The 19764-nt window shown below is 30.9% G+C and carries 26 protein-coding genes; 7 read left to right on the top strand and 19 right to left on the bottom strand.

The genetic code is table 11. The features are described from left to right. Positions 1–73: 73 nt before the first annotated feature. The 3 genes from ACP5FO_RS05055 to minE are packed head-to-tail and all read left to right on the top strand — an operon-like array spanning position 74 to position 1757. On the top strand, positions 74–715 hold the full coding sequence (locus tag ACP5FO_RS05055) for a septum site-determining protein MinC (protein ID WP_428108301.1): 642 nt from the start codon (positions 74–76) through the stop codon (positions 713–715). A 4-nt stretch (positions 716–719) separates the two neighbouring features. Then, a complete protein-coding gene (gene minD, locus ACP5FO_RS05050; RefSeq protein ID WP_428108297.1) occupies positions 720–1514 on the top strand; it encodes a septum site-determining protein MinD in 795 nt (264 codons plus the stop codon). Between the two features lie 3 nt (positions 1515–1517). After that, entirely contained in the window at positions 1518–1757 is a 240-nt protein-coding gene (minE, locus tag ACP5FO_RS05045; RefSeq protein WP_428108293.1) for a cell division topological specificity factor MinE, read from the top strand. A 13-nt stretch (positions 1758–1770) separates the two neighbouring features. Here minE and ACP5FO_RS05040 read toward each other — a convergent pair whose 3' ends face one another. The 17 genes from ACP5FO_RS05040 to ACP5FO_RS04960 form a co-directional block, all read right to left on the bottom strand. Further along, positions 1771–3174, bottom strand: a complete 1404-nt coding sequence (locus ACP5FO_RS05040; protein ID WP_428157119.1) for a hypothetical protein — start codon at positions 3172–3174, stop codon at positions 1771–1773. Continuing rightward, the gene (locus ACP5FO_RS05035) at positions 3171–3815 is read right to left on the bottom strand and encodes an HAD family hydrolase (protein WP_428157118.1); all 645 of its coding nucleotides are present in this window, start codon (positions 3813–3815) and stop codon (positions 3171–3173) included. The genes ACP5FO_RS05040 and ACP5FO_RS05035 overlap by 4 nt, the downstream gene beginning before the upstream one ends. Further along, positions 3808–5049, bottom strand: coding sequence for a beta-ketoacyl-ACP synthase II (fabF, locus tag ACP5FO_RS05030; protein ID WP_428108275.1), 1242 nt, complete (start codon positions 5047–5049; stop codon positions 3808–3810). Before fabF ends, ACP5FO_RS05035 begins: the two co-directional genes overlap by 8 nt. 9 nt (positions 5050–5058) lie before the next feature. Then, positions 5059–5298: an acyl carrier protein gene (gene acpP, locus ACP5FO_RS05025; RefSeq protein ID WP_428108270.1), complete on the bottom strand. Its 240-nt coding sequence runs from the start codon at positions 5296–5298 to the stop codon at positions 5059–5061. A gap of 26 nt (positions 5299–5324) precedes the next feature. Further along, positions 5325–6068: a 3-oxoacyl-[acyl-carrier-protein] reductase gene (gene fabG / locus ACP5FO_RS05020; protein WP_428108265.1), complete on the bottom strand. Its 744-nt coding sequence runs from the start codon at positions 6066–6068 to the stop codon at positions 5325–5327. Beyond that, positions 6052–6996, bottom strand: a complete 945-nt coding sequence (gene fabD, locus ACP5FO_RS05015; RefSeq protein WP_428108260.1) for an ACP S-malonyltransferase — start codon at positions 6994–6996, stop codon at positions 6052–6054. The genes fabG and fabD overlap by 17 nt, the downstream gene beginning before the upstream one ends. A 1-nt stretch (position 6997) precedes the next feature. Continuing rightward, positions 6998–7942, bottom strand: coding sequence for an enoyl-[acyl-carrier-protein] reductase FabK (fabK, locus tag ACP5FO_RS05010; protein ID WP_428108254.1), 945 nt, complete (start codon positions 7940–7942; stop codon positions 6998–7000). Positions 7943–7952: 10 nt separating this feature from the next. After that, positions 7953–8921, bottom strand: a complete 969-nt coding sequence (locus ACP5FO_RS05005) for a beta-ketoacyl-ACP synthase III (protein WP_428157117.1) — start codon at positions 8919–8921, stop codon at positions 7953–7955. Beyond that, positions 8911–9957 carry a phosphate acyltransferase PlsX gene (plsX, locus tag ACP5FO_RS05000; RefSeq protein ID WP_428157116.1) on the bottom strand — a complete coding sequence of 349 codons (1047 nt, stop codon included), beginning with the start codon at positions 9955–9957 and terminating at the stop codon, positions 8911–8913. Before plsX ends, ACP5FO_RS05005 begins: the two co-directional genes overlap by 11 nt. Continuing rightward, a complete protein-coding gene (gene rpmF / locus ACP5FO_RS04995) occupies positions 9954–10133 on the bottom strand; it encodes a 50S ribosomal protein L32 (protein WP_428108243.1) in 180 nt (59 codons plus the stop codon). Before rpmF ends, plsX begins: the two co-directional genes overlap by 4 nt. Before the next feature lie 12 nt (positions 10134–10145). Continuing rightward, positions 10146–10559, bottom strand: a complete 414-nt coding sequence (gene ndk / locus ACP5FO_RS04990) for a nucleoside-diphosphate kinase (RefSeq protein WP_428108363.1) — start codon at positions 10557–10559, stop codon at positions 10146–10148. Then, complete coding sequence (locus tag ACP5FO_RS04985) at positions 10534–10797, bottom strand: FmdB family zinc ribbon protein (RefSeq protein WP_428108240.1); 264 nt, start codon at positions 10795–10797, stop codon at positions 10534–10536. The genes ndk and ACP5FO_RS04985 overlap by 26 nt, the downstream gene beginning before the upstream one ends. Beyond that, positions 10784–11059: a DUF167 domain-containing protein gene (locus tag ACP5FO_RS04980; protein ID WP_428108238.1), complete on the bottom strand. Its 276-nt coding sequence runs from the start codon at positions 11057–11059 to the stop codon at positions 10784–10786. The genes ACP5FO_RS04985 and ACP5FO_RS04980 overlap by 14 nt, the downstream gene beginning before the upstream one ends. Positions 11060–11121: 62 nt before the next feature. Then, positions 11122–12534 (bottom strand): undecaprenyl-phosphate galactose phosphotransferase WbaP, encoded by a 1413-nt coding sequence (gene wbaP / locus ACP5FO_RS04975; protein ID WP_428157115.1) that lies wholly within the window; start codon positions 12532–12534, stop codon positions 11122–11124. Next, entirely contained in the window at positions 12524–13369 is an 846-nt protein-coding gene (rfbD, locus tag ACP5FO_RS04970; protein ID WP_428157114.1) for a dTDP-4-dehydrorhamnose reductase, read from the bottom strand. The genes wbaP and rfbD overlap by 11 nt, the downstream gene beginning before the upstream one ends. After that, positions 13366–13914, bottom strand: coding sequence for a dTDP-4-dehydrorhamnose 3,5-epimerase (gene rfbC / locus ACP5FO_RS04965; RefSeq protein ID WP_428157113.1), 549 nt, complete (start codon positions 13912–13914; stop codon positions 13366–13368). Before rfbC ends, rfbD begins: the two co-directional genes overlap by 4 nt. A gap of 12 nt (positions 13915–13926) precedes the next feature. Continuing rightward, complete coding sequence (locus ACP5FO_RS04960; RefSeq protein ID WP_428157112.1) at positions 13927–14757, bottom strand: glycosyltransferase family 2 protein; 831 nt, start codon at positions 14755–14757, stop codon at positions 13927–13929. A 121-nt stretch (positions 14758–14878) separates the two neighbouring features. Between ACP5FO_RS04960 and ACP5FO_RS04955 the strand changes: the two genes are divergently transcribed. After that, positions 14879–15064, top strand: a complete 186-nt coding sequence (locus ACP5FO_RS04955) for a ferredoxin (RefSeq protein WP_025392153.1) — start codon at positions 14879–14881, stop codon at positions 15062–15064. A gap of 30 nt (positions 15065–15094) precedes the next feature. Here ACP5FO_RS04955 and ACP5FO_RS04950 read toward each other — a convergent pair whose 3' ends face one another. Then, positions 15095–15709, bottom strand: a complete 615-nt coding sequence (locus tag ACP5FO_RS04950) for an MBL fold metallo-hydrolase (RefSeq protein ID WP_428157111.1) — start codon at positions 15707–15709, stop codon at positions 15095–15097. 82 nt (positions 15710–15791) lie between these two features. On the opposite strand from ACP5FO_RS04950, the gene bioB reads away from it, so the two are divergent. Continuing rightward, entirely contained in the window at positions 15792–16769 is a 978-nt protein-coding gene (gene bioB, locus ACP5FO_RS04945) for a biotin synthase BioB (RefSeq protein ID WP_428157110.1), read from the top strand. Here the strand turns inward: bioB and ACP5FO_RS04940 are convergent. Continuing rightward, positions 16729–18603, bottom strand: a complete 1875-nt coding sequence (locus ACP5FO_RS04940) for an ATP-dependent DNA helicase (protein WP_428157109.1) — start codon at positions 18601–18603, stop codon at positions 16729–16731. The genes bioB and ACP5FO_RS04940 overlap by 41 nt on opposite strands. Positions 18604–18691: 88 nt before the next feature. Here ACP5FO_RS04940 and ACP5FO_RS04935 point away from each other — a divergent pair, with 88 nt between their 5' ends. Next, on the top strand, positions 18692–19363 hold the full coding sequence (locus ACP5FO_RS04935) for a 2,3-bisphosphoglycerate-dependent phosphoglycerate mutase (protein WP_428108213.1): 672 nt from the start codon (positions 18692–18694) through the stop codon (positions 19361–19363). Then, the coding region (locus ACP5FO_RS04930) for an LUD domain-containing protein (RefSeq protein ID WP_428157108.1) at positions 19360–19764 on the top strand (405 nt) is incomplete at its 3' end. The genes ACP5FO_RS04935 and ACP5FO_RS04930, both read left to right, overlap by 4 nt.

Genomic DNA, 19764 nt, shown 5'->3' with positions numbered 1-19764 from the left:
AGTATACTGAAATAGTTTGAAATTTTCAATAATTCTTGCAAATATTATTTTTTTGTGATATTTATAATATCGTATGGATGGTTTATCAATAAAAGGTAGAAACTATTTAGGGTACGAAATTCAAATTGACGATAAAGTTTCAGATCATGGCATTATTGAATTCATTGAAAACCGCTTAATAAAAAATATTGACTTATTTAAAAATTCAATACTTACGATAAAGTTAGACAATAAAAGAGATGTTAGTTTTATTATCGATTATGTTAAAAAATACAATTTACACATAAGCGCTATATTTGTTGACAACACAAAAATGGAAAATACCCTAGATGTGCCGATTCTATCGGAAATTATTAAACATCCCAACTCTGTTGTTTTTAAAGGAAATTTAAGAAGTGGCCAAACGTTAGAATCGGATGATAATTTGATTATTATGGGCAATGTTAATAGAGATGCTTACATTTATGCAAAAAAAAACATATTTGTTTTAGGGACATTAGATGGTATACCCCACGCTGGTTTTCAAAGCAATAAAGATGCTTTTATATTTGCTTTTGAATTTAATAGTCCTCAGATTCGTATTTTTGACTATCTTGCTAAAGCACCTGATAAACCTAAAATAGCACAAAAAAAAGAACATGAAATTGCCTTTATTGAAAATGAACAAATAGTTGTTTTAGATTATAAAGCTTGGTTAAATCATAAAATGGAGTGATTAAATGGGAAAAGTAATTACAATTACATCAGGCAAAGGTGGTGTAGGAAAATCCACAACAAGTGCCAATATTGCACTTGGACTTGCTCTTGCAGGCAAAAAGTGTGTTGCCATTGATTTGGATATTGGTCTTAGAAATTTGGATATGATTTTGGGATTAGAAAATCGCATTGTATATGATGTGGTAAATGTTGTTGAGAATGTAGCAAAAATTGGCCAAGCTTTAATTAGAGACAAAAAAACTGAAAACTTATATCTAATAGCAGCCGCACAAACAAGGGATAAATCCGCACTAAAGCCCGAACAAGTAACCAAATTAACGCAAGAGTTAAAAGAAGAGTTTGATTACATTATTTTGGATTCTCCTGCAGGTATTGAAGGAGGATTTAAAAATGCTATGATACCAGCAGATGAAGTGTTTATTGTAACCACACCTGAAATTTCATCAATCAGAGATGCGGATCGAGTTGTAGGAATATTAGAAGCCAATGAAAAGAAAAATATAAAATTAATAATAAATCGCATTAATCCACTTTTAATTAAAAACGGTGATATGTTAAGTAAAGATGATGTCTTACAAATCTTGAGCATACCTCTGATTGGTATAGTACCAGAAGATAAAAACATTATTGGTTATACAAATATGGGGGAGCCTTCAGTTTTGCATAAAGATAGCCCATCTGGCAAGGCTTATTATAATATAGTTAGGAGAATATTGGGTGATAACGTAGAATTTATGGACATTAAAGAAGAAAAAAAAGGTTTTTTACAAACATTTTTTAGTTTTTTTAAGGATTGATGTATGGGTTTATTAGATTTTTTTACAAAAAGAAGAGAATCAGCAAATATTGCGAAAGATAGACTTCAAATAATTTTAGCGCATGAAAGGCAACTTAATAGCGCTCCTTTTGTAGAAGACTTAAGAAAAGACTTAATTGCTGTAATATCAAAATATGTCAAAATAGATCCAACACGCATAGACGTAAAATTAGAACGCGATAACCATCTTGAGATTTTAGAAATTAATATACCACTTAGATAGTACAAAGAAAATATTATTCTGATAGAAATTGCCTTGCAAAAGCTAGAGCTTCTTCTTTCGTCTTGATATTTTGTAGAAATGTATTTTTACGAATTAACTTTAGACTCTTGCCTAAATCAGCATTTTTCAGACCTAATTTCAACAAGTCATTTGCTTCTAAAATTTTAGGTATTCTTAAAAAATTTAGATACCTTTCAAAATAAAAACACGTCATATCTTTTAGAAAATCGATAAATACTTCTCTGTTAACCATTCTAATTTTACCTTTTGCTAATGTGTCAGATAATCCAAAAATTAAAAGGTCAACACCGTGTATTTGAAACTTATCAAAAAAGTCATATAAAAGATCGTCTGTTAAGTTGTTGTTTTTCCATTTCAAAAACAAGTAGGCAGGTTCTATGTGATTTAAGATTAAAAAAATTGTCATTTGGGCAATCTTTTTTTGAAAGTTGTATTTTTTGACGTATTTTTTAAAAATTGCGGCACTGTAGGCTTCATGATTTTTGAACGATATTGTATTGTTGTTTATTTGTTTTACAAAAGGCTTAGAACAATCATGAAACAAAGCTGCTAATTTTAAAGCAATGATGAGTTCTTTTCTATGTAGTTTATAATATCCATAATAATTAACAAAACAATTTTCGCCTAATATTCTTTTCATTCTCAGTATTGACCATTCTACAAAATTATACACTGCCAATGAGTGAGCTTTAACATCATATAAGTGACTTTCGCTTTGCATACAACCGTTTTGATAAGCAAAATCTTCAAATAATTCATCCAACAAACCAATTCTGTCAATTAGTAAAACATAACTAAAAGTATCATTTATAATAAAGAATTTTTCCAATTCCTGAGTAATCCTGTCGGCAGAAATATTTTTAATTAAACTTAAATTATTTTTAGCCTGTTCTAAAGTTTTTTTATCTATATCAAACTTTAATTGAGCAGCAATTCTAAATAATCTAATTAATCTCACTGGATCATCTTTAAAAATATTCGGATTTGAAAATTTAACTATTCTATTTTCTATGTCAGAAATACCATTTAATGGATCAATTAATACTTTAGTATCTAAATCGATAGCTACAGAATCTATTGTAAAATCTCTTCTTTGTAACTCTGTCTCTATTGTGCTAGGATATAGCTGTGCAATATCTATCGTGCAGTTTTGTAAGACAAACCTAAAAATTTTAATTTCTTTGTTAAATAAAATAAAATTTTTATTAATTTCTTGCGCAAATGTTTCTGCTATATCGTCTATTTTTTCTTCAACCAAAAAATCAAAATCAGAAATTGATCTGTTTAATATTGAATCTCTAACAGCTCCTCCTACTAAATAAAGCTTTACCTTATAGAAATCACATACTGATTTTAAAATCTTTATATAAGGGTAAGTATCTATATCAAAATTCATATAGCTATATTTAATATATACCTAAATTTATCAAAAATAAAGTCTGGCATAATTTTTTTTAAAATTGATTCATTTTTATATCCAAAACTAACCCATGCCATTTTTAATCCTGCAGCTTTTGAGGCTAAATAATCGTTTTCGCTATCACCAATAAAAATTGAGTTTTGAATAGAAATATCGTATTTATCGATAAGGTTTAATATAGGTTGAGGATGAGGTTTTTTGTTTTCAAAGCTATCACCACCTACTATTTCTTCAAAAAAATTATCTATTTTTAAATCATTTAATAATTTTTTGGAAAATGCTTCTAATTTATTGCTTACAACAAATAATTTATAATTTTTATATAATACTAAAAGCGTATCTTTTACATCGTCATAAAGGTAACTGCTTTCGCAAATGTGGTTGTAGTAATAATCCAAAAATTGATGTAAAAATTGATTGTAGTGTTCAAGCGAATAAATAGCACGTAAGTAATCTTCAATTAACTTATAAATACCATTCCCGACCAAAGACAAAATAAAATTTTTGTCTAAAACTTTGAGGTCTAATTTTGAGGCGGTGTAAACTACAGCTTTTTCTAAATCTTTTTTTGAATCTACAAGTGTGCCGTCTAAATCAAAAAAAATAGCGTTATTCATTAAATTTTTTAAATACTAAAACCGCGTTTGCTCCACCAAAACCGAAAGAGTTAGACATAACAGCATTTACTTGCTTCTCGATAGCTACATTTGGAACATAAAACAAATCACACTCTTCATCATTGTGTTCTAAATTTATAGTTGGGGGAATTATCGAATTCTCAATAGTCATCACACTAAAAACAGCCTCTACGCCTCCAGCTGCACCAAGTAAGTGTCCTGTCATTGACTTAGTCGAACTAACAGCTAATTTATATGCATGTTCTTTAAATACAGTTTTGATACTTAGTGTCTCGATTTTGTCGTTAAAGTATGTTGATGTACCATGGGCATTTATATAATCAATACCTTCTGGAGCTAAACCAGCATCATTTAATGCCATTTTCATTGCATAAATTGCACCCTTGCCTTCCGGATCCGGCGCAGTTATATGGTAACCATCATCACTCATGCCAAATCCTACAAGCTCTGCAATAATATTTGCATTGCGCCTTTTAGCAAATTCATATTCTTCTAAAATCAAGATACCTGCCCCTTCTCCAACAATAAAACCATCTCTATCTTTATCAAACGGACGTGACGCTTTTTGAGGCTCATCGTTTCTGGTAGAAAGTGCTTTCATATTCTGAAAACCAGCTATTGCAAGTGGCGTAATTGTAGATTCACAACCGCCAGCCACCATAACGTCAGCATCACCGTACATTATGTTTCTTGCTGCAAAACCGATTGCGTGGGTAGCTGACGCGCATGCAGTAACTGTAGCATAATTTGGACCTTTAAGTCCATACTTTATAGCAATGTTACCACCTGCCATATTTATAACAGCAGTTGGTATAAAAAATGGTGACACGCCCTTGTAACCACGATGCATTAAAGCTTGGTCATATTTTTCAATTGTTCCCAAACCTCCAATACCAGAACCTACACTAACACCGCACCTAAATAAATCAAGCTTTTCTAAACTTAAACCTGAATGTTCTATGGCCTCACCAGCTGCAGCTAAAGCGTACAAACTAAATAAATCGTATTTTTTTACTTCTTTTTTTTCTACATACTTTTCTGGCTCAAAACCTTTTACTTCGGCAGCAATCTGAACCTCAAAACTTGATGAATCAAATTTTGTAATTTTACCAATACCACTAACCCCATTAATTGCATTTTTAAAACTCTCTTTAGCAGAAAGGCCTATGGGCGAGATTAACCCATAGCCTGTTATAACTACTCTCTTTCTCATAACTATATGTTATTTATTAATATGACTTTCTACATAGCTTATTGCATCTTGAACAGTCAATATTTTTTCGGCATCAGAATCTGGTATTTCTATGCCAAATTTCTCTTCCATAGCCATAACTAATTCCACTGTATCCAAAGAATCCGCACCTAAATCTTCAATAAATTTTGCCTCTGGCTTAATTTCTTCTTCTTCTACCCCAAGTTGCTCTTTGATGATATCTTTTACTTGATCTGCAATAGATGACATCTGTTATCCTCCTTGTACAATTATTTTCAAATACTAAGTCCGCCGTTTATACTAATAACTTCACCTGTAATATAACTTGCTTCTTCGCTAAGCAAAAAAGACACTAAATGAGCAATATCACTGCTTTTCCCTAATCTTTTTAGAGCAATTTTATCTGTTAAAAATTTTTTTTGAATTATATTAAGATCTTCAGTCATATCTGTTTCAATAAATCCAGGCGCAATTGCATTGATACGAATATTTCGTGAACCTAATTCTTTTGCTAAACTTTTTGTAAAACCTATAATACCTGCTTTTGAAGCGGCATAATTAGCCTGACCTGCATTACCAAAAAGCCCTATAATTGAGCTAATATTTATTATAACACCAAATTTTTGTTTTATCATATACTTTGCAGCAATTTTAGAACAATTAAAAGTTCCATACAAGTTTGTTTTCAACACTTTATCAAACTCATCCGCTTTCATTTTTATTATCAAATTGTCTGATACAATACCCGCATTATTTACTAAATAGTCAATTGTTTTGTACTTCTCAATAATCTGAGCAAATGCATTTTCAACTTCTTCATAATTTGAAACATCAAATTTCTTAATCTCGCATTTACCTTGATTTTTTCTAATAGTTTCATTTAAAGCATCTGCTTGTTCTTGACTTGTATTATAATTTATAATTACATTGAGACCTTTTTCTGCAAGTTCTATTGCAATGGCTGCCCCAATGCCTTTAGATGCCCCGGTAACTAATACTACATCACCTTTGTAACTCATAAATATCCCTAAAAGTATTATAGCTTTTTAAATCAAAAATTCCACTAATATTTACATTTTTTACAGTTCGTTTTAACATAGATGACAAAATATCCTTAGGTCCACATTCTATAATAGATTTAACAGGATATTCTAAAGCCTTGTTTACATTATCTATCCATCGCACTGGTTTTGCAATTTGCTCTAATAAGGATTGCTTTATTTGGCCTGGTGTTTTGATAATTTTTGATTCAACATTTTCTATTATAATCCTTTTTGCAGGATTTATAGTTATCTTATCAAGAACAATTTGCATTTTTTCCACAACTGGCTCCATAAGCTTACAATGAAAAGGAGCGGATACATCAAGCACGATAGTCTTACCTAGATTTTTTTCTTTAATAAGATCTTGCAGTTTTTCTATACCTTTTTTATATCCAGAAACAATAATTTGAGAAAGTGAATTGTAATTTGCTATATCACAATAAAATTCGTTATTTTTAGAAATTTCTTGACATAAATTTTCTACTTCTTTTGTATTACTCCCAATTACTGCCATCATTGCACCACTGCCTATATTTACTGCCTCTTGCATATATTTGCCACGATTGTAAACAGCAAAAACCGCTTCTTCCAAAGACATAGAGCCATCTGCTACAAGAGCACTATACTGCCCCAAAGAATGACCTGCGCTAATCTCAAACTCAAAACCTAACTCATTTCTTAATAATTCGTAGATTGCTATAGAGGTAGTAAGTATGGCTGGTTGAGCGTTTTGAGTTAAAACAAGTTCATTTTGTGGACCATTAAACATTAAATTACTCAAGGGAAATGACAATGACTCATCAGTATTTTTAACAACTGCTTTTACAATATCAAAGTTATCGTACATCTCTTTAAGCATTCCAACGTATTGAGAACCTTGCCCGGTAAAAATTAGAAAATTCATATCAACTACCTAATTTTTTTATTTTTTCTAATGTATATTTGGCTTCACTTATTATATCTTCTATAATTGACTTTACCGGTTTTATCTGTTTAACTAAACCTGCAATTTGACCTGCCATAACGCTTCCGTTTTCTATATCTCCATCTACCACAGCAAGTCTAAGCTTGCCAGATCCTAATTTTTCAATATCTTCTATTGATGCTTCTTGTTTTTCCAACTTTTCAAATTCTCTAGCTAGCTTATTTTTTAAAATACGAACAGGATGACCGGTTGACGCACCGGTTATAGTAGTGTCCCTATCTTTTGCTTTAATTATAGCTTGTTTGTAATTGTCTGACGCTTGGCACTCAATTGATGCTATAAACCTTGTGCCAATTTGCACACCTTTTGCTCCTAATGACAGTGCAGCTAAAAAGCCTCTACCATCTGCTATGCCACCTGCTGCCACAACAGGAATTTTCACAGCATCTACTACTTGAGGCACAAGTGCCATAGTAGTAAGCTCGCCTATATGCCCGCCAGATTCCATACCTTCTGCTACAACAGCAATTGCTCCAATTGACTCCATACGTTTTGCCAGAGCAACTGCTCCTACAACAGGAATTACTTTTATATTAGCATCTGAAAAAGATTGCATATATTTTCCGGGGTTTCCGGCGCCCGTAGTTACCACTTTTACCCTGTGTTTAATAACTAATTTTACAATTTCTTCTACAAATGGCGATAACAACATTATGTTTACGCCAAAAGGTTTATCAGTCATCTCCTTGGCTAACAAAATCTGTTCTTCCAACCACTCAGGTGTAGCATGACCAGCAGCAATAATACCTAAACCACCCGCCTGACTAACACTTGAAACTAGCTTTGCATCCGATACCCAAGCCATCCCACCTTGAAATATAGGATACTCTATGCCAAGTATATCACAAATTTCCGTTTTAAACATTAAATTCCTCCTACCAAACAATCACGCAAGCACCCCATGTTAAGCTTGCGCCAAAACTATTAAGCAAAATTTTGTCATTTTTTTTGATTTTACCTTGCTGATAAGCTAAATCTAAGGCCAAAGGTATAGAAGCAGCCGCAGTATTGCCATGTATATCTAATGCAATTTGAACTTTCTCCATTGGTAAATGAATTCTTTTTGCTACACCTTCTATTATCCTAAAGTTTGCTTGATGACTAACCATTAAATCTATATCGCTAAAGCTTAAATTGCACTTATTTAAAGTTTCCTCAGATACATTTACAATATTTTGAACAGCCATCTTAAATGTTTGATTGCCAATCATTTTTATATAAATGTCATGATTATCTATAGCCTCTTTTGAACAAGGCGATAAGCTGCCACCTGCAGGTATCTGCATAAGGTCTGTATAGTCACCGTCAGAATGCAAGACTATATCTTGTATACCACTTTCATCATTACTTGGCTGGAGCAATACAGCAGCTGCACCATCTCCAAAAATTACACATGTACTTCTATCCGTCCAGTCTACAAACTTACTTAATACCTCAGCACCAATTACAAGCACATTTTTTGCGACATTAGAACGTATATATGAATCACCTACACTCAAAGCATACAAAAAACCACTGCAAGCAGCATTTATATCAAAACAAAAGGCATTTTTTGCTTTCAATTGTGATTGCACAAATAGTGCTGTAGCAGGCAAAATTTTATCTGGTGTTACAGTAGCAACAATTATAGCATCAATTTCTTCTGGACTAATTACACCTTCTATGACTTTTTTAGCTGCCATATAGGCTAGATAACTTGTTGGCTTGTCCGAAATATGACGCTCTTTAATTCCTGTGCGTTGTAAAATCCATTCATCTGAAGTATCTACAATTTTTTCCAAATCAAAATTTGTTAAAACTTTATCTGGTAAATAAGAACCTATAGAAACTATCTTAGATCGCATTTTCCACACCTCTGTGAATATATTTAAGCGCAGAACATTTTTCTACAGCCTCTTCAATCTTAATATTTATGTCAAGGCTTGCAAATTTAGCCGCTTTTAAAATAGCGTTTTTTATTGCATAAGCTTTGCTTCTACCATGGCTAATTATACAAGCACCATTAACACCCAAAAGAGGCGCTCCCCCAAATTCTGCGTAATCTGTTTTTTTCTTGAGCATTCTAAAAGCAGGCTTTGATAGTAAATAGCCAATCTTGTATACCAAACTTTTAGAAATTTGTGCTTTTAAAAATTCTCCAATTATATTGGGTACAGATTCAGAAGTTTTTAAAATAATATTACCAACAAATCCATCGCATACAGCTACATCTACTTTGTCTGAAAATATTTCATTGCCTTCTATATTTCCGTAAAAATTTAAAACTGATGATTTAATTAAATCATAAGCTTTAATTACGAGGCTATTACCTTTTCCAGGCTCTGAACCATTGCTAATTAAGCCTATTATTGGTTTTTGTATACCAAGCATGTGCTTAATGAAAACCGATCCCATAATACTAAACTCAAGCAAATGCATTGGCTTACAATCAACATTCGCTCCTGCGTCTAAAAGCAAAACACTACTATTTACAGTTGGCAATAAAGCACCTATTGCTGGCCTCGAGATACCTTTTAGTTTACCCAAAACAACCATAGCTATAGCCATAACAGCGCCAGAGTTTCCAGCACTAACAAAAGCACTTGCTTGTTTTTGTTTCACTAATTCCATTCCCATATAAATCGATGAATCCTTTTTTCTTATAGCTACACTAGGTTTATCAAACATTGTAATAATATCTGACGCATTTTCTATAGTTATTTTTTGTACCACGTGAGAGCTAAAATCTTTAGAAAAAAGACCTACGTTATGCTCAACCTCACTTTTTTTACCAACAAGAACTATATCCAAATCAAACTCTTTGGCAGCCAAAAAAGCTCCTAATATAACTTCTTTTGGAGCATGATCGCCACCAAACGCATCTACTGCTATAGGTTTCATTCTTCAATTTTTATCATTTCCTCATCTTTGTAATAACCACAAGATGGGCAAATAGTATGCGGCAATTTAACAGCACCGCACCTTGGGCATTTTGACATAGCAGGCATACTTGCTTTTTTATGCGTTGCTCTTTTTGCAGCTCTTGAATGACAAGATTTTCTTTTTGGTTGTGCCATTTTAAATCTCCTTTATATTATTTCTAACCGACTGAAAAAATAAGATATCTCAAAATCTGCTGATTCTTTAGAATCTGAACCATGCACAGCGTTTTCTTCTATATTTTTTGCATACAGTGATCTAATTGTGCCAGTTTGAGCTTTAGAAGGATCTGTAGCACCCATAAGCGTCCTATAGCCTGCAATAGCATTTTCTTTTTCCAATACCATGACAATTACACTGCCACTTGACATAAATGCACACAGGGAGTCATAAAAAGGTCTGTCCTTATGCACAATATAAAAGCCTTCTGCTTGTTTTTTTGTAAGATGGAGTTTTTTCATGGCTTTTATTACAAATCCGTTCTCTTCAAGCATCGCTATAATTTTACCACTATAACCTGATTTTAATGCGTCTGGTTTAATGATTGACAGTGTCTTTTCCAGCATTTTTAATTTCTCCTTTATTCGATTCAACTTTAGAAGTTGTTGATTTTGGGTTGTTTTTATAGTCCGTTACATACCAACCAGAGCCTTTTAGCTCGAAAGAGGTATTTGAAATAAGCTTTTTTAGTGTGTTAACAGCACCGCATACCGGGCAAGTTTTTGGAGCTTTTGCCCCCATTTTCTGCATTAACTCTATAGACTCACCACAAGCAGAACATTTATACTCATAAATTGGCATCTGATATCACCTTCTGTATTTTAAAATTAAAATCTTTTTCATTTATTGGTATTTCAAGTGTTTTTATATGAGACTTTTCTCCACTTAAAATTTTAATTTTAGACTTTCTTATTTCAAAGAAAGAAGACATCAAAACAATAAGTGCTTCATTTGCCTTACCGTCTAAAGCAGGTTTTGAAACTTTAACTTTCAAATATCCTCCATTAAAACCACATATTAAATTCTGCTTTGCATTTGCAATGACTTTCAAACGCACAATCATAAAAAAGCCAGGTTACAAACTATCATAATTTTTTTTATCAGTCAATAAAATATTTGTACATACTAATAAACGCCTTCTTTTTTTACTACAACGCCAAAAGTTTTAACTATTATAATAATATCTAACCAAAGTGACCAATTAGTTACATACCAACTGTCCATTTTTACTCTAAAATCATAAGTTGTATCATTTCTACCACTTACCTGCCACAAACCTGTAAGTCCTGGATTTACCATATAGTAGAACTTTGCATATTCTCTGTAATATTTCTCCACTTCTTCTTTCACAACAGGCCTTGGACCTACAAAAGACATCTCGTTTTTAATAATATTTATTATCTGTGGCAACTCATCAAGTGAAGTTTTCCTTAAAAAATTACCTACTTTAGTTATCCTTGGATCATTTTTTAACTTAAAAAACTGATTCCACTCATGTTTTAATTGCTCGTTGTTTTCAAGCAATTTTTTTAAGCGCTCTTGAGCATCTTCATACATACTTCTAAACTTGTATATTTTAATAATTTTTCCATTTTTACCGATACGCTCATGTTTAAAAAAAATGGGACCTTTTGATGTAGCTTTTATAGCTATACTTATAAAAATTAATGCTACTAAAAATAATGGAAATATAATAATTACCAATATAAGATCAAAAACTCTTTTAAGGATTTTGTTTGCGACAGATTCTAAATTATTTTTTGTATGAATAAATAAAAGTTTCTGAGAAAAATTGAAATTAACTTTTGTATTAAAAATAGATAATCCATCGAAACTTGGTATAACTATTACATTTTTAAAGATTGTTTGAAGACTCGTTAAATCAACCTTTGCATTGCATGCAGATATTATAAATACTGTATCAATACAGTTGGATTTAATTTCCGAAGAAAGTTCGATAAATGATCTAATAACTTTTTTATCATTCATATACTTTGTATTTGATTTTTGATCAAAAAAAGCTATAGTATTATAACCTAAATAATGCTGACAATCTAACGATTTTTGAAATGATAATGCTTGAGAACAAGTACCACAAATTATTACATTTTTTTGCCAGAGTTTGATTTTAAATAGAAAAAATTTTGATAATGCATGAAAAAAAGAAAATATAACCAGACCATACAACCAAAATAAAAATATCAAGAGTCTTGAAAACAATAAACTGGATTTAGTTATAGAAACTAGTGAAAGTATAATAACCACAATAATTGTTATTGAGTTAAATATTTTCTTAACATCTTCCCAAATATCATAACGTTTTGTGTAAATACCCTCATAATAAAACAAGAAAAATACAACAAAAAAAACAAAAAAATACTCATAGTAATAAGAAAACGGTTTTTTATATTGAACAATATTGAATACATTTAAAAAAATTCTTGTTTGGTGAGCTAAATATAAGCTTACTATAAAAGCAATAAAATCAAAAATAGCTATTATTAAGATTGAAATATATTCTTTAGTTTTATTTTTCATAGTAATTTTGCAAAAAATCAATTAAAGCGTTTTGCCAATCTCTAGTTTCAACATTTAAATTTCTGCAAAAAAGTTCGTTTGACATAGTACTAAAAAATGGTCTATTTGCTTTAAGATTAAATATTGACCTGTCTACTGGATACAAAAATTTATTAATACCAAGCAAAGAAAGTGTTAGCTTTGCCCACTCAAATCTCGAACAAAAACCACTGTTAACCAAATGATAAATACCGCTTAAACCTTTATTTATTGCAATTAAACTATAATAAGCAATATCATAAGCACTTGTTGGAACAGAAAATTCATTATATGCAATTTTTAGATATTCATTGTTTTTACACCAACCCATAAGTTTTGATATAAAGTTGTTTTTTGAGTTACCATAAACCCAGCTGGTGCGCAAAATTAAGCATTCACTTTGAGACTCCAATAAAAATTTCTCGCCTAAAAGTTTGGATTTTCCATACTCATTTAGCGGGTTTGGTTTATCATTTTCACAATACAAACCACACTTTGAACCATCAAACACATAATCAGTACTATAATGAACAAAAAAACTGCCAAATTTTTTAGATAAATCTGTCATATGAGCTACTGAAAAAGCATTTACTTTAAAGCCTTCAAAATAATTTACCTCGCACTCATCCACTAAATTGTATGCAGATGCATTTATAACAATTCTTGGTCTAAAGGTTTCAAACACATTTTTTAGTTGAAGATAATCTGTTACATCACACTGTTTTCTGTCTAAAGAAATAAATTTTTTATTTTCTTTTTCAAACCAAAATTTAAAGGCTTTTGCAAGCTGACCATTACCTCCAAAAATTAATATCATTTGTATACCTCAAACTCTAAAAAATTTTTAAGAAGCATATCTTTTTGTGATACGATAGGTTTTTGCACTTTCCAATCAATATTAAGCGTTTTGTCATTAAAAATCACACCATCTTCGCAGTCTGGACAATACTCATTTGAAGCTTTGTAATGGACAATTGCAGTATCACTTAACACAACAAACCCATGCAAAAAGCCTTCTGGCACATACAAAATATGCTGGTTGCTATCATTTAACTCAAAAGATAGCCACTTACCAAATGTGTTTGAGTTTAGCCTCACATCAACTATAACATCCAGTATCTCGCCCTTGATGCATCTTACAAGCTTTGATTGTGGTTTTGGTTTTCTTTGTAGATGTAACCCTCTTATAACACCTTTTTTTGAAAAAGAAAAATTATCTTGAAAGAAATCTTCACTAATGCCTGCTTCCAAAAACTGGCTTTTTTTGTAAGTTTCTAAAAAAAAACCTCTCTCATCAAAAAATACTTTAGGTTTTATAAGCAAAACACCATTTATATTAACTTTTTCAAACTCAAATGGCATAAAACCTCCATTTTAAGCGATTTTATAAGCAAAAAACTTTAATACATCTTTAAGTAAAAACTGAGGAAGCAACTCAAATCTACCTGATTTAGCAATAAAACTAAACTGATCTATAATATAGTTTAAACCTTCTTTTGTAGTTTTACCAAAGGTTTGCATAATCCAATTTTGTGATTTATAAAACTTACCTACAGCCAGGTAACGCTCAAATTCTTCCTTTAAGCTATAATTATGGGAGTGATAGACACAAGCTTTGTTATCATAATACACAGCCCATCCTGAAAGCAAAACTTTTGCAGCCATATATACATCTTCACCAAAATCCAATTTTGGAAAACCGCCTAGACTTTGCACTACATCCTTTTTATATGCTGAAAACGAGTTAGAGTTAAATGCTAATTTTACACCATACACATCTTTTTTATCAAAAGTCTTTTTTATAGAGTAATTTGGATAATTAAAGTATCTTAAGTGTTTAGAAAAAGCATCTGCATTTTTATGCGGCAATTGTCTACCATAGACAATAGCTACATCTTTTTGATCAAAGTTTTTAATTAGCTTTGCAACCGAATCTTTACACAAAATAGCATCTTGAGTTAAAAATACAACTATATTAAATTTTGCCAGATTAAGTCCTAAATTTCTAGTTAAACCATGATTGAAATTTGCTCTTTTAATTACATAAACTCTATCTGTAAAAGCATTTGCAATTTTTTGCGTATTATCATCCGATGAACTATCTATTATAATAATATCTTTAACATCTTCCTGTCTTAATCTTAAAAGAACAGCAGCTATTGTTTTTTGCGCGTTTAATGTAGGAATTACAACAGATACATTCATATGAGTTCTTATAGCCTATTAACAGTAATTTTTCAAGCATTATTTTAAAACCTATACAAAGCAATTGCACTTGACACAATTTAAATAGTATATTACAATCCAAAAAAAAGCGGAGGTTTGTATGGCAAAAGTTACAGTAGATCAGTCAACATGCATTGGTTGCGAAGTATGTGTTGATACAGCACCTGATGTATTTGAAATGGTTGATGGAAAAGCTCAGGTAAAAAATCCTGATGGCGCTTCTATTGATGTTATCAAAGAAGCAGCTGAAGCATGTCCAACTGAATCTATCAAAGTAGAAGAGTAAATAAAAAAGGGGAAGTTTTCCCCTTTTTTATTAAATAAACGGATTATTTGATAGTTCGTGTTTTATGGTTGTCTTTGGACCGTGGCCTGGGTAGACAACACATTCATCGTCTAAAGTAAGTATTTTTTTAAGTGAATTCATTAGTTGGTTATAATTTCCAGTTGGTAGATCGTATCTGCCTATCGATTCATAAAATAATGTATCGCCACTAAAGAGCACATGGTTATCTTTGTTAAACAAACAAATTGAGCCAATAGTATGTCCAGGTGTTTCAATGACAATAAATTTAATATTGTTAAGTTCAATTTCATCGTTTTCTTTAAGCAAAATATCGGCTTTTGGCGACTTTTTGGCATCGATCATAAATAAATGGGCATCAATATAGGCACCTTCTAAATATTTTGCATCATTTATACCAATTGCAAGAGGTATATTAAAAGCAATCTTTATATCCAGGTTAGCACCTGTATGATCAAAATGGTAATGAGTATTAACTATTAGTTTTGGATGTAATTTTTTTTCTTCAATAATATCTATTATTTTTTTTGCATCACTACCTGGATCAATTATAATCGCCTCTTTGTTATTATGCACTATATAACAGTTTGTTTCCAATACGCCAACGACTAAGGTTTCGATTTTCATATTTTTGAATTATAACAATCAAATAGTTGAAATTCAAATGTTAATTTTATATACTTTGCTGGGTTAACATGTTGGAGGAGTAATGAATATAGAGAGGCTTTTTGATAAAGCTTTGGAAAAAAATATAGACTTTAACAATGCAATGGATATTTTAAAAACACCAAAAAATGCTATGCTGGATCTGTTTAGCGTTTCAAACAAATTAAGACAATTTTTTAAAGGAAATACAATAAGTTTGTGTTCGATTGTAAATGCAAAAAGCGGACGTTGCAGCGAAAACTGTGCTTTTTGTGCACAATCGGCTCACTTTAATACAAATATTGAATCTTACGATTTTCTACCACCAAGTACTATTGAACAAAAAGCAAAATACATTGCAAATTATCCAGTTGAGCGTTTTAGCATAGTAACAAGTGGACTTAGCTTAAATAACAAACAGGATTTTGAAAATCTTAAAAATTCTATCGATAAGATTTCAAAATTAGCTTTGATACCTGGTGTATCTATAGGCTTGCAAACAAAAAATCAGCTTCTTGAGTTAAAAAACGCAGGACTTTTGGAGTTTCACCACAATTTAGAAACTTCAAGGGAATTTTTTCCAAAAATCTGCACAACGCACAGCTACGATGATGATGTAAATACTGTAAAAGTTGCAAAACAGCTAGGTTTTTATGTTTGCAGCGGCGGTATATTTGGTATAGGCGAATCTTTAGAAGATAGAATTAGTCTTGCTTTTGAGCTTAAAAATTTAGATGTTGATTCTATACCCATAAATTTTTTGATTAGTATTAAAGGTACACCACTTGAAAACCAAAAACCTCTTGAACCATTTGAAGCGTTAAAAATTATATCCATGTTCAGATTTATAATGCCAGACAAAGACATAAGAGTGTGTGGTGGTAGAGAACATGTTTTAAAACAACTTCATGCGCTAGTTTTTTTTGCTGGAGCAAATGGAATAATGGTAAGTGATTATTTAACACAAAAAGGTCGCAGCATTCAAGATGATTTAGATATGATTAAGAATTTAGGCTTAAATGTAAATCCTCAACGCTTTTAATCTCAATATCAACTTCCGGGAGTGATTTCAAAAAAATTTTACCATAAGATTTTTTTAACAACCTGTTATCTGCAATAATAATAAAACCAGTATCTTTTTTTGTTCTAATCAATCTGCCAAACCCCTGTTTGAATTTTAAAATTGCTTTTTGAAGAGAATAATCTATAAATGCATTTTTACCTTTTTGTGCAAAGTTAGCGTACTTTGCTTTTTCAATCGGGTGTGTGGGTACTTCGAAAGGTAGTTTTGTAATAATTACGCAAGATAGGTTATCTCCTTTTATATCAATTCCTTCCCAGAAACTATTTACACCAAAAAGTATAGTTTTGCTTTTAAAAAATACTTTTTGCATATTGTAGTTATCCATAAAACCTTGTTTTAAAACATTATAACCAAAATCATTGAGTAAGGTATTTGTTTTATTGTAGACTTCATTTAAAGTTTTATATGATGTAAAAAGCACTAAAATTCCTTTATTAAAGTTTGATGCAACACTCAAAACCAACTTTGCAATATCTTCTTCATAATTGTTACTTTGTGGGTTATTTATATTGTTTATTACAAAAAGTCTGGCTTGTTTTTTATAGTCAAACTCTGTTTTAAATGTTTTTTCAAATGCATCTTCTATACCCAGAATGTTTTTTATAAAACTAAAATCACCATTAATAGAAAGTGTAGCAGAAGTAAAAATTATACTTTCAACTTTTGGATATAAATTTTTTCTTAGCAAATCAGCAAAATTTAAGTTTGTGATATTGAATAACACCACGTCTTTAAATCTTTCAAGCCAGTAAACACATGATAGAGCATCTTTATTTGCAAAAGATTTAAGTATTTTGAGATTGAAATTTAATTTATCAATAATAGCTTTAAAATCAATACTTAGCTCAATATCAATCCTGTCTTTAAAACTAACAAAATCAAATACAAGCTGTTCTTGTAATTTTAAGATATTCAGTAAATATGTCTTTGCAAACTCTTCGTCATAGTTTACGCTAAAATCAATCAAATTAGAAAGTTTTAATAATTCTTCTTTGATACCATCCATTGTCTTTGTAGCATTACTTATTAGCTCAAATAGTCTTAATTTACCCATAATATTAAAAAAATTTTTAATTGCATTTAGCTGGTCATAAAAATTAAATGATAATGTCGCAAAGCTTGTTAGATTTTTTTCAATATTATGGGCTTCATCAAAAATAATCACATCAATTGTATCAAATACTTCTCCTATCTCAAACAAATCACTAAAAACAAGGTGATGGTTTGTGATAACGATATCAGCATCTTTTAGTCTTGATCTTGCATTGAAGAAAAAACAATTCCGAAATTGCGGACAAAAACGTCCCATACAAGAATCTTTATCAGATTTTATTTGTTCAAATAAACCTTCTTCAAGCAAGTCGAATTCATCTTTTGTACCATTTTTTAAACCTGATAAAAACGACTTAGGGTCATCTATATTGCTAAATATACTCGCTGCATATGCATAAAATTTTCTCTTACAAGCATAATTTTGTCTACCAAGAGCTATTTCAAATACAATATCGTCAAAAATCTCTCTAATTACAGGTATATCTTTCAGGATAAGCTGTTTTTGAAGGTTAATAGTACTCGTTGCAATAATTGTTTTTTTCTTAAATTTTTTTGCAAATAAACTTGCTGCAACAAGATAAGCAAAACTTTTGCCAGTACCTGTTGGTGCTTCAATTAAACCTATTCGTCCGTTTAACATCAAATTATATATATCATTTGACATTTCTATCTGAGATTGTCTTTTCTCGTAGTTATCAACTTTCTGGCGTAGAATTTCAAAAATTTCGTCTATACACATAAAGCTAATCTAAATTAAAATAATTCTTATGTCAATAGTTAAACTTGAAAGTAGGCAAAAAAATGCTAATATAACAAGGGGGTGAAATATGTCACATTTAATTTTAATAAGACATGGTCAATCAATTTGGAACGATAAAAATTTATTTACTGGGTGGGTAGACATTCCTCTTAGCCAAAAGGGCATTTTTGAGGCATTAAATGCAGGCGAAAAGCTCTCAAAATTTAACATCGATATTGTGTATACTTCAAAATTAGCAAGGGCTATACAAACAGCACTAATTTTACTATCAAAACTTGACACGCAAAAAACACCCGTTATTATTCACACAAAAGGAAAGATGAAAAAATGGTCAAACTATGCAAGCAGTATCGAAATAATACCAATTATACAAAAAAAAGAATTAAATGAGCGATATTATGGCACACTACAGGGTTTAAACAAAAAAGAAGTAGGTTTAAAATATGGCGAACAACAGTTAAAACTCTGGCGCAGGAGCTTTGATGTAGCACCACCTGGTGGAGAATCTTTAAAAGACAATCTGAAACGCACGCTACCTTTTTTCAAACAAAAAGTTGTCGAACAACTGGAAGATGGTAAGGATGTTTTAATTGTAGCTCATGGAAATAGCTTGAGAGCTATTACAAAATACATAGAAAATTTGGATGAAAACCAAATTATTAAAGTTGAAATACCAACTGGCACACCTATTGTTTATAATTACGAAAACAAAATATTTAAAAACAAGGTTATTTTATGATTAATAAACTAAAAGAATCCTTAAAAATCAACAAAATAGAGCTATTGGAAGTTCAAAGTTTTATTTTTTTGGCTGAAATGGGACTTGATATTTCAAAAGATTACGACTGTCTAGGTGACACTGGCTTTGTGAAAGCTCTTAGTGTATCAGCAGAAAGTGCTCAAGCTATAATAGACATTGATAAAAAAGAAAAATTAGAAAAAATAATGAATGTTCAAACACTCTACATTTTATTTAGCTTTAACGATATAAAAGAAAACCTCATCGAAGCTTATAATCTTGCAAAGCAAAAAAAACCAAGTGCATATTTTATTTTTGTTTCACAGGAAAGCAAAACAGCCGATATAGAAAAAATACTTGTAAGTGGTGTACAAGGACCCAAAAAAGTAATTTTTGTATGC

Origin of the sequence: Desulfurella sp. (assembly GCF_049977265.1) — a bacterium.
In the GTDB taxonomy this organism is placed as follows: Bacteria; Campylobacterota_A; Desulfurellia; order Desulfurellales; family Desulfurellaceae; genus Desulfurella.
The sequence above is the reverse complement of the archived record's forward strand: the minus strand, read 5'-3'. Positions and strand labels throughout refer to the sequence as shown.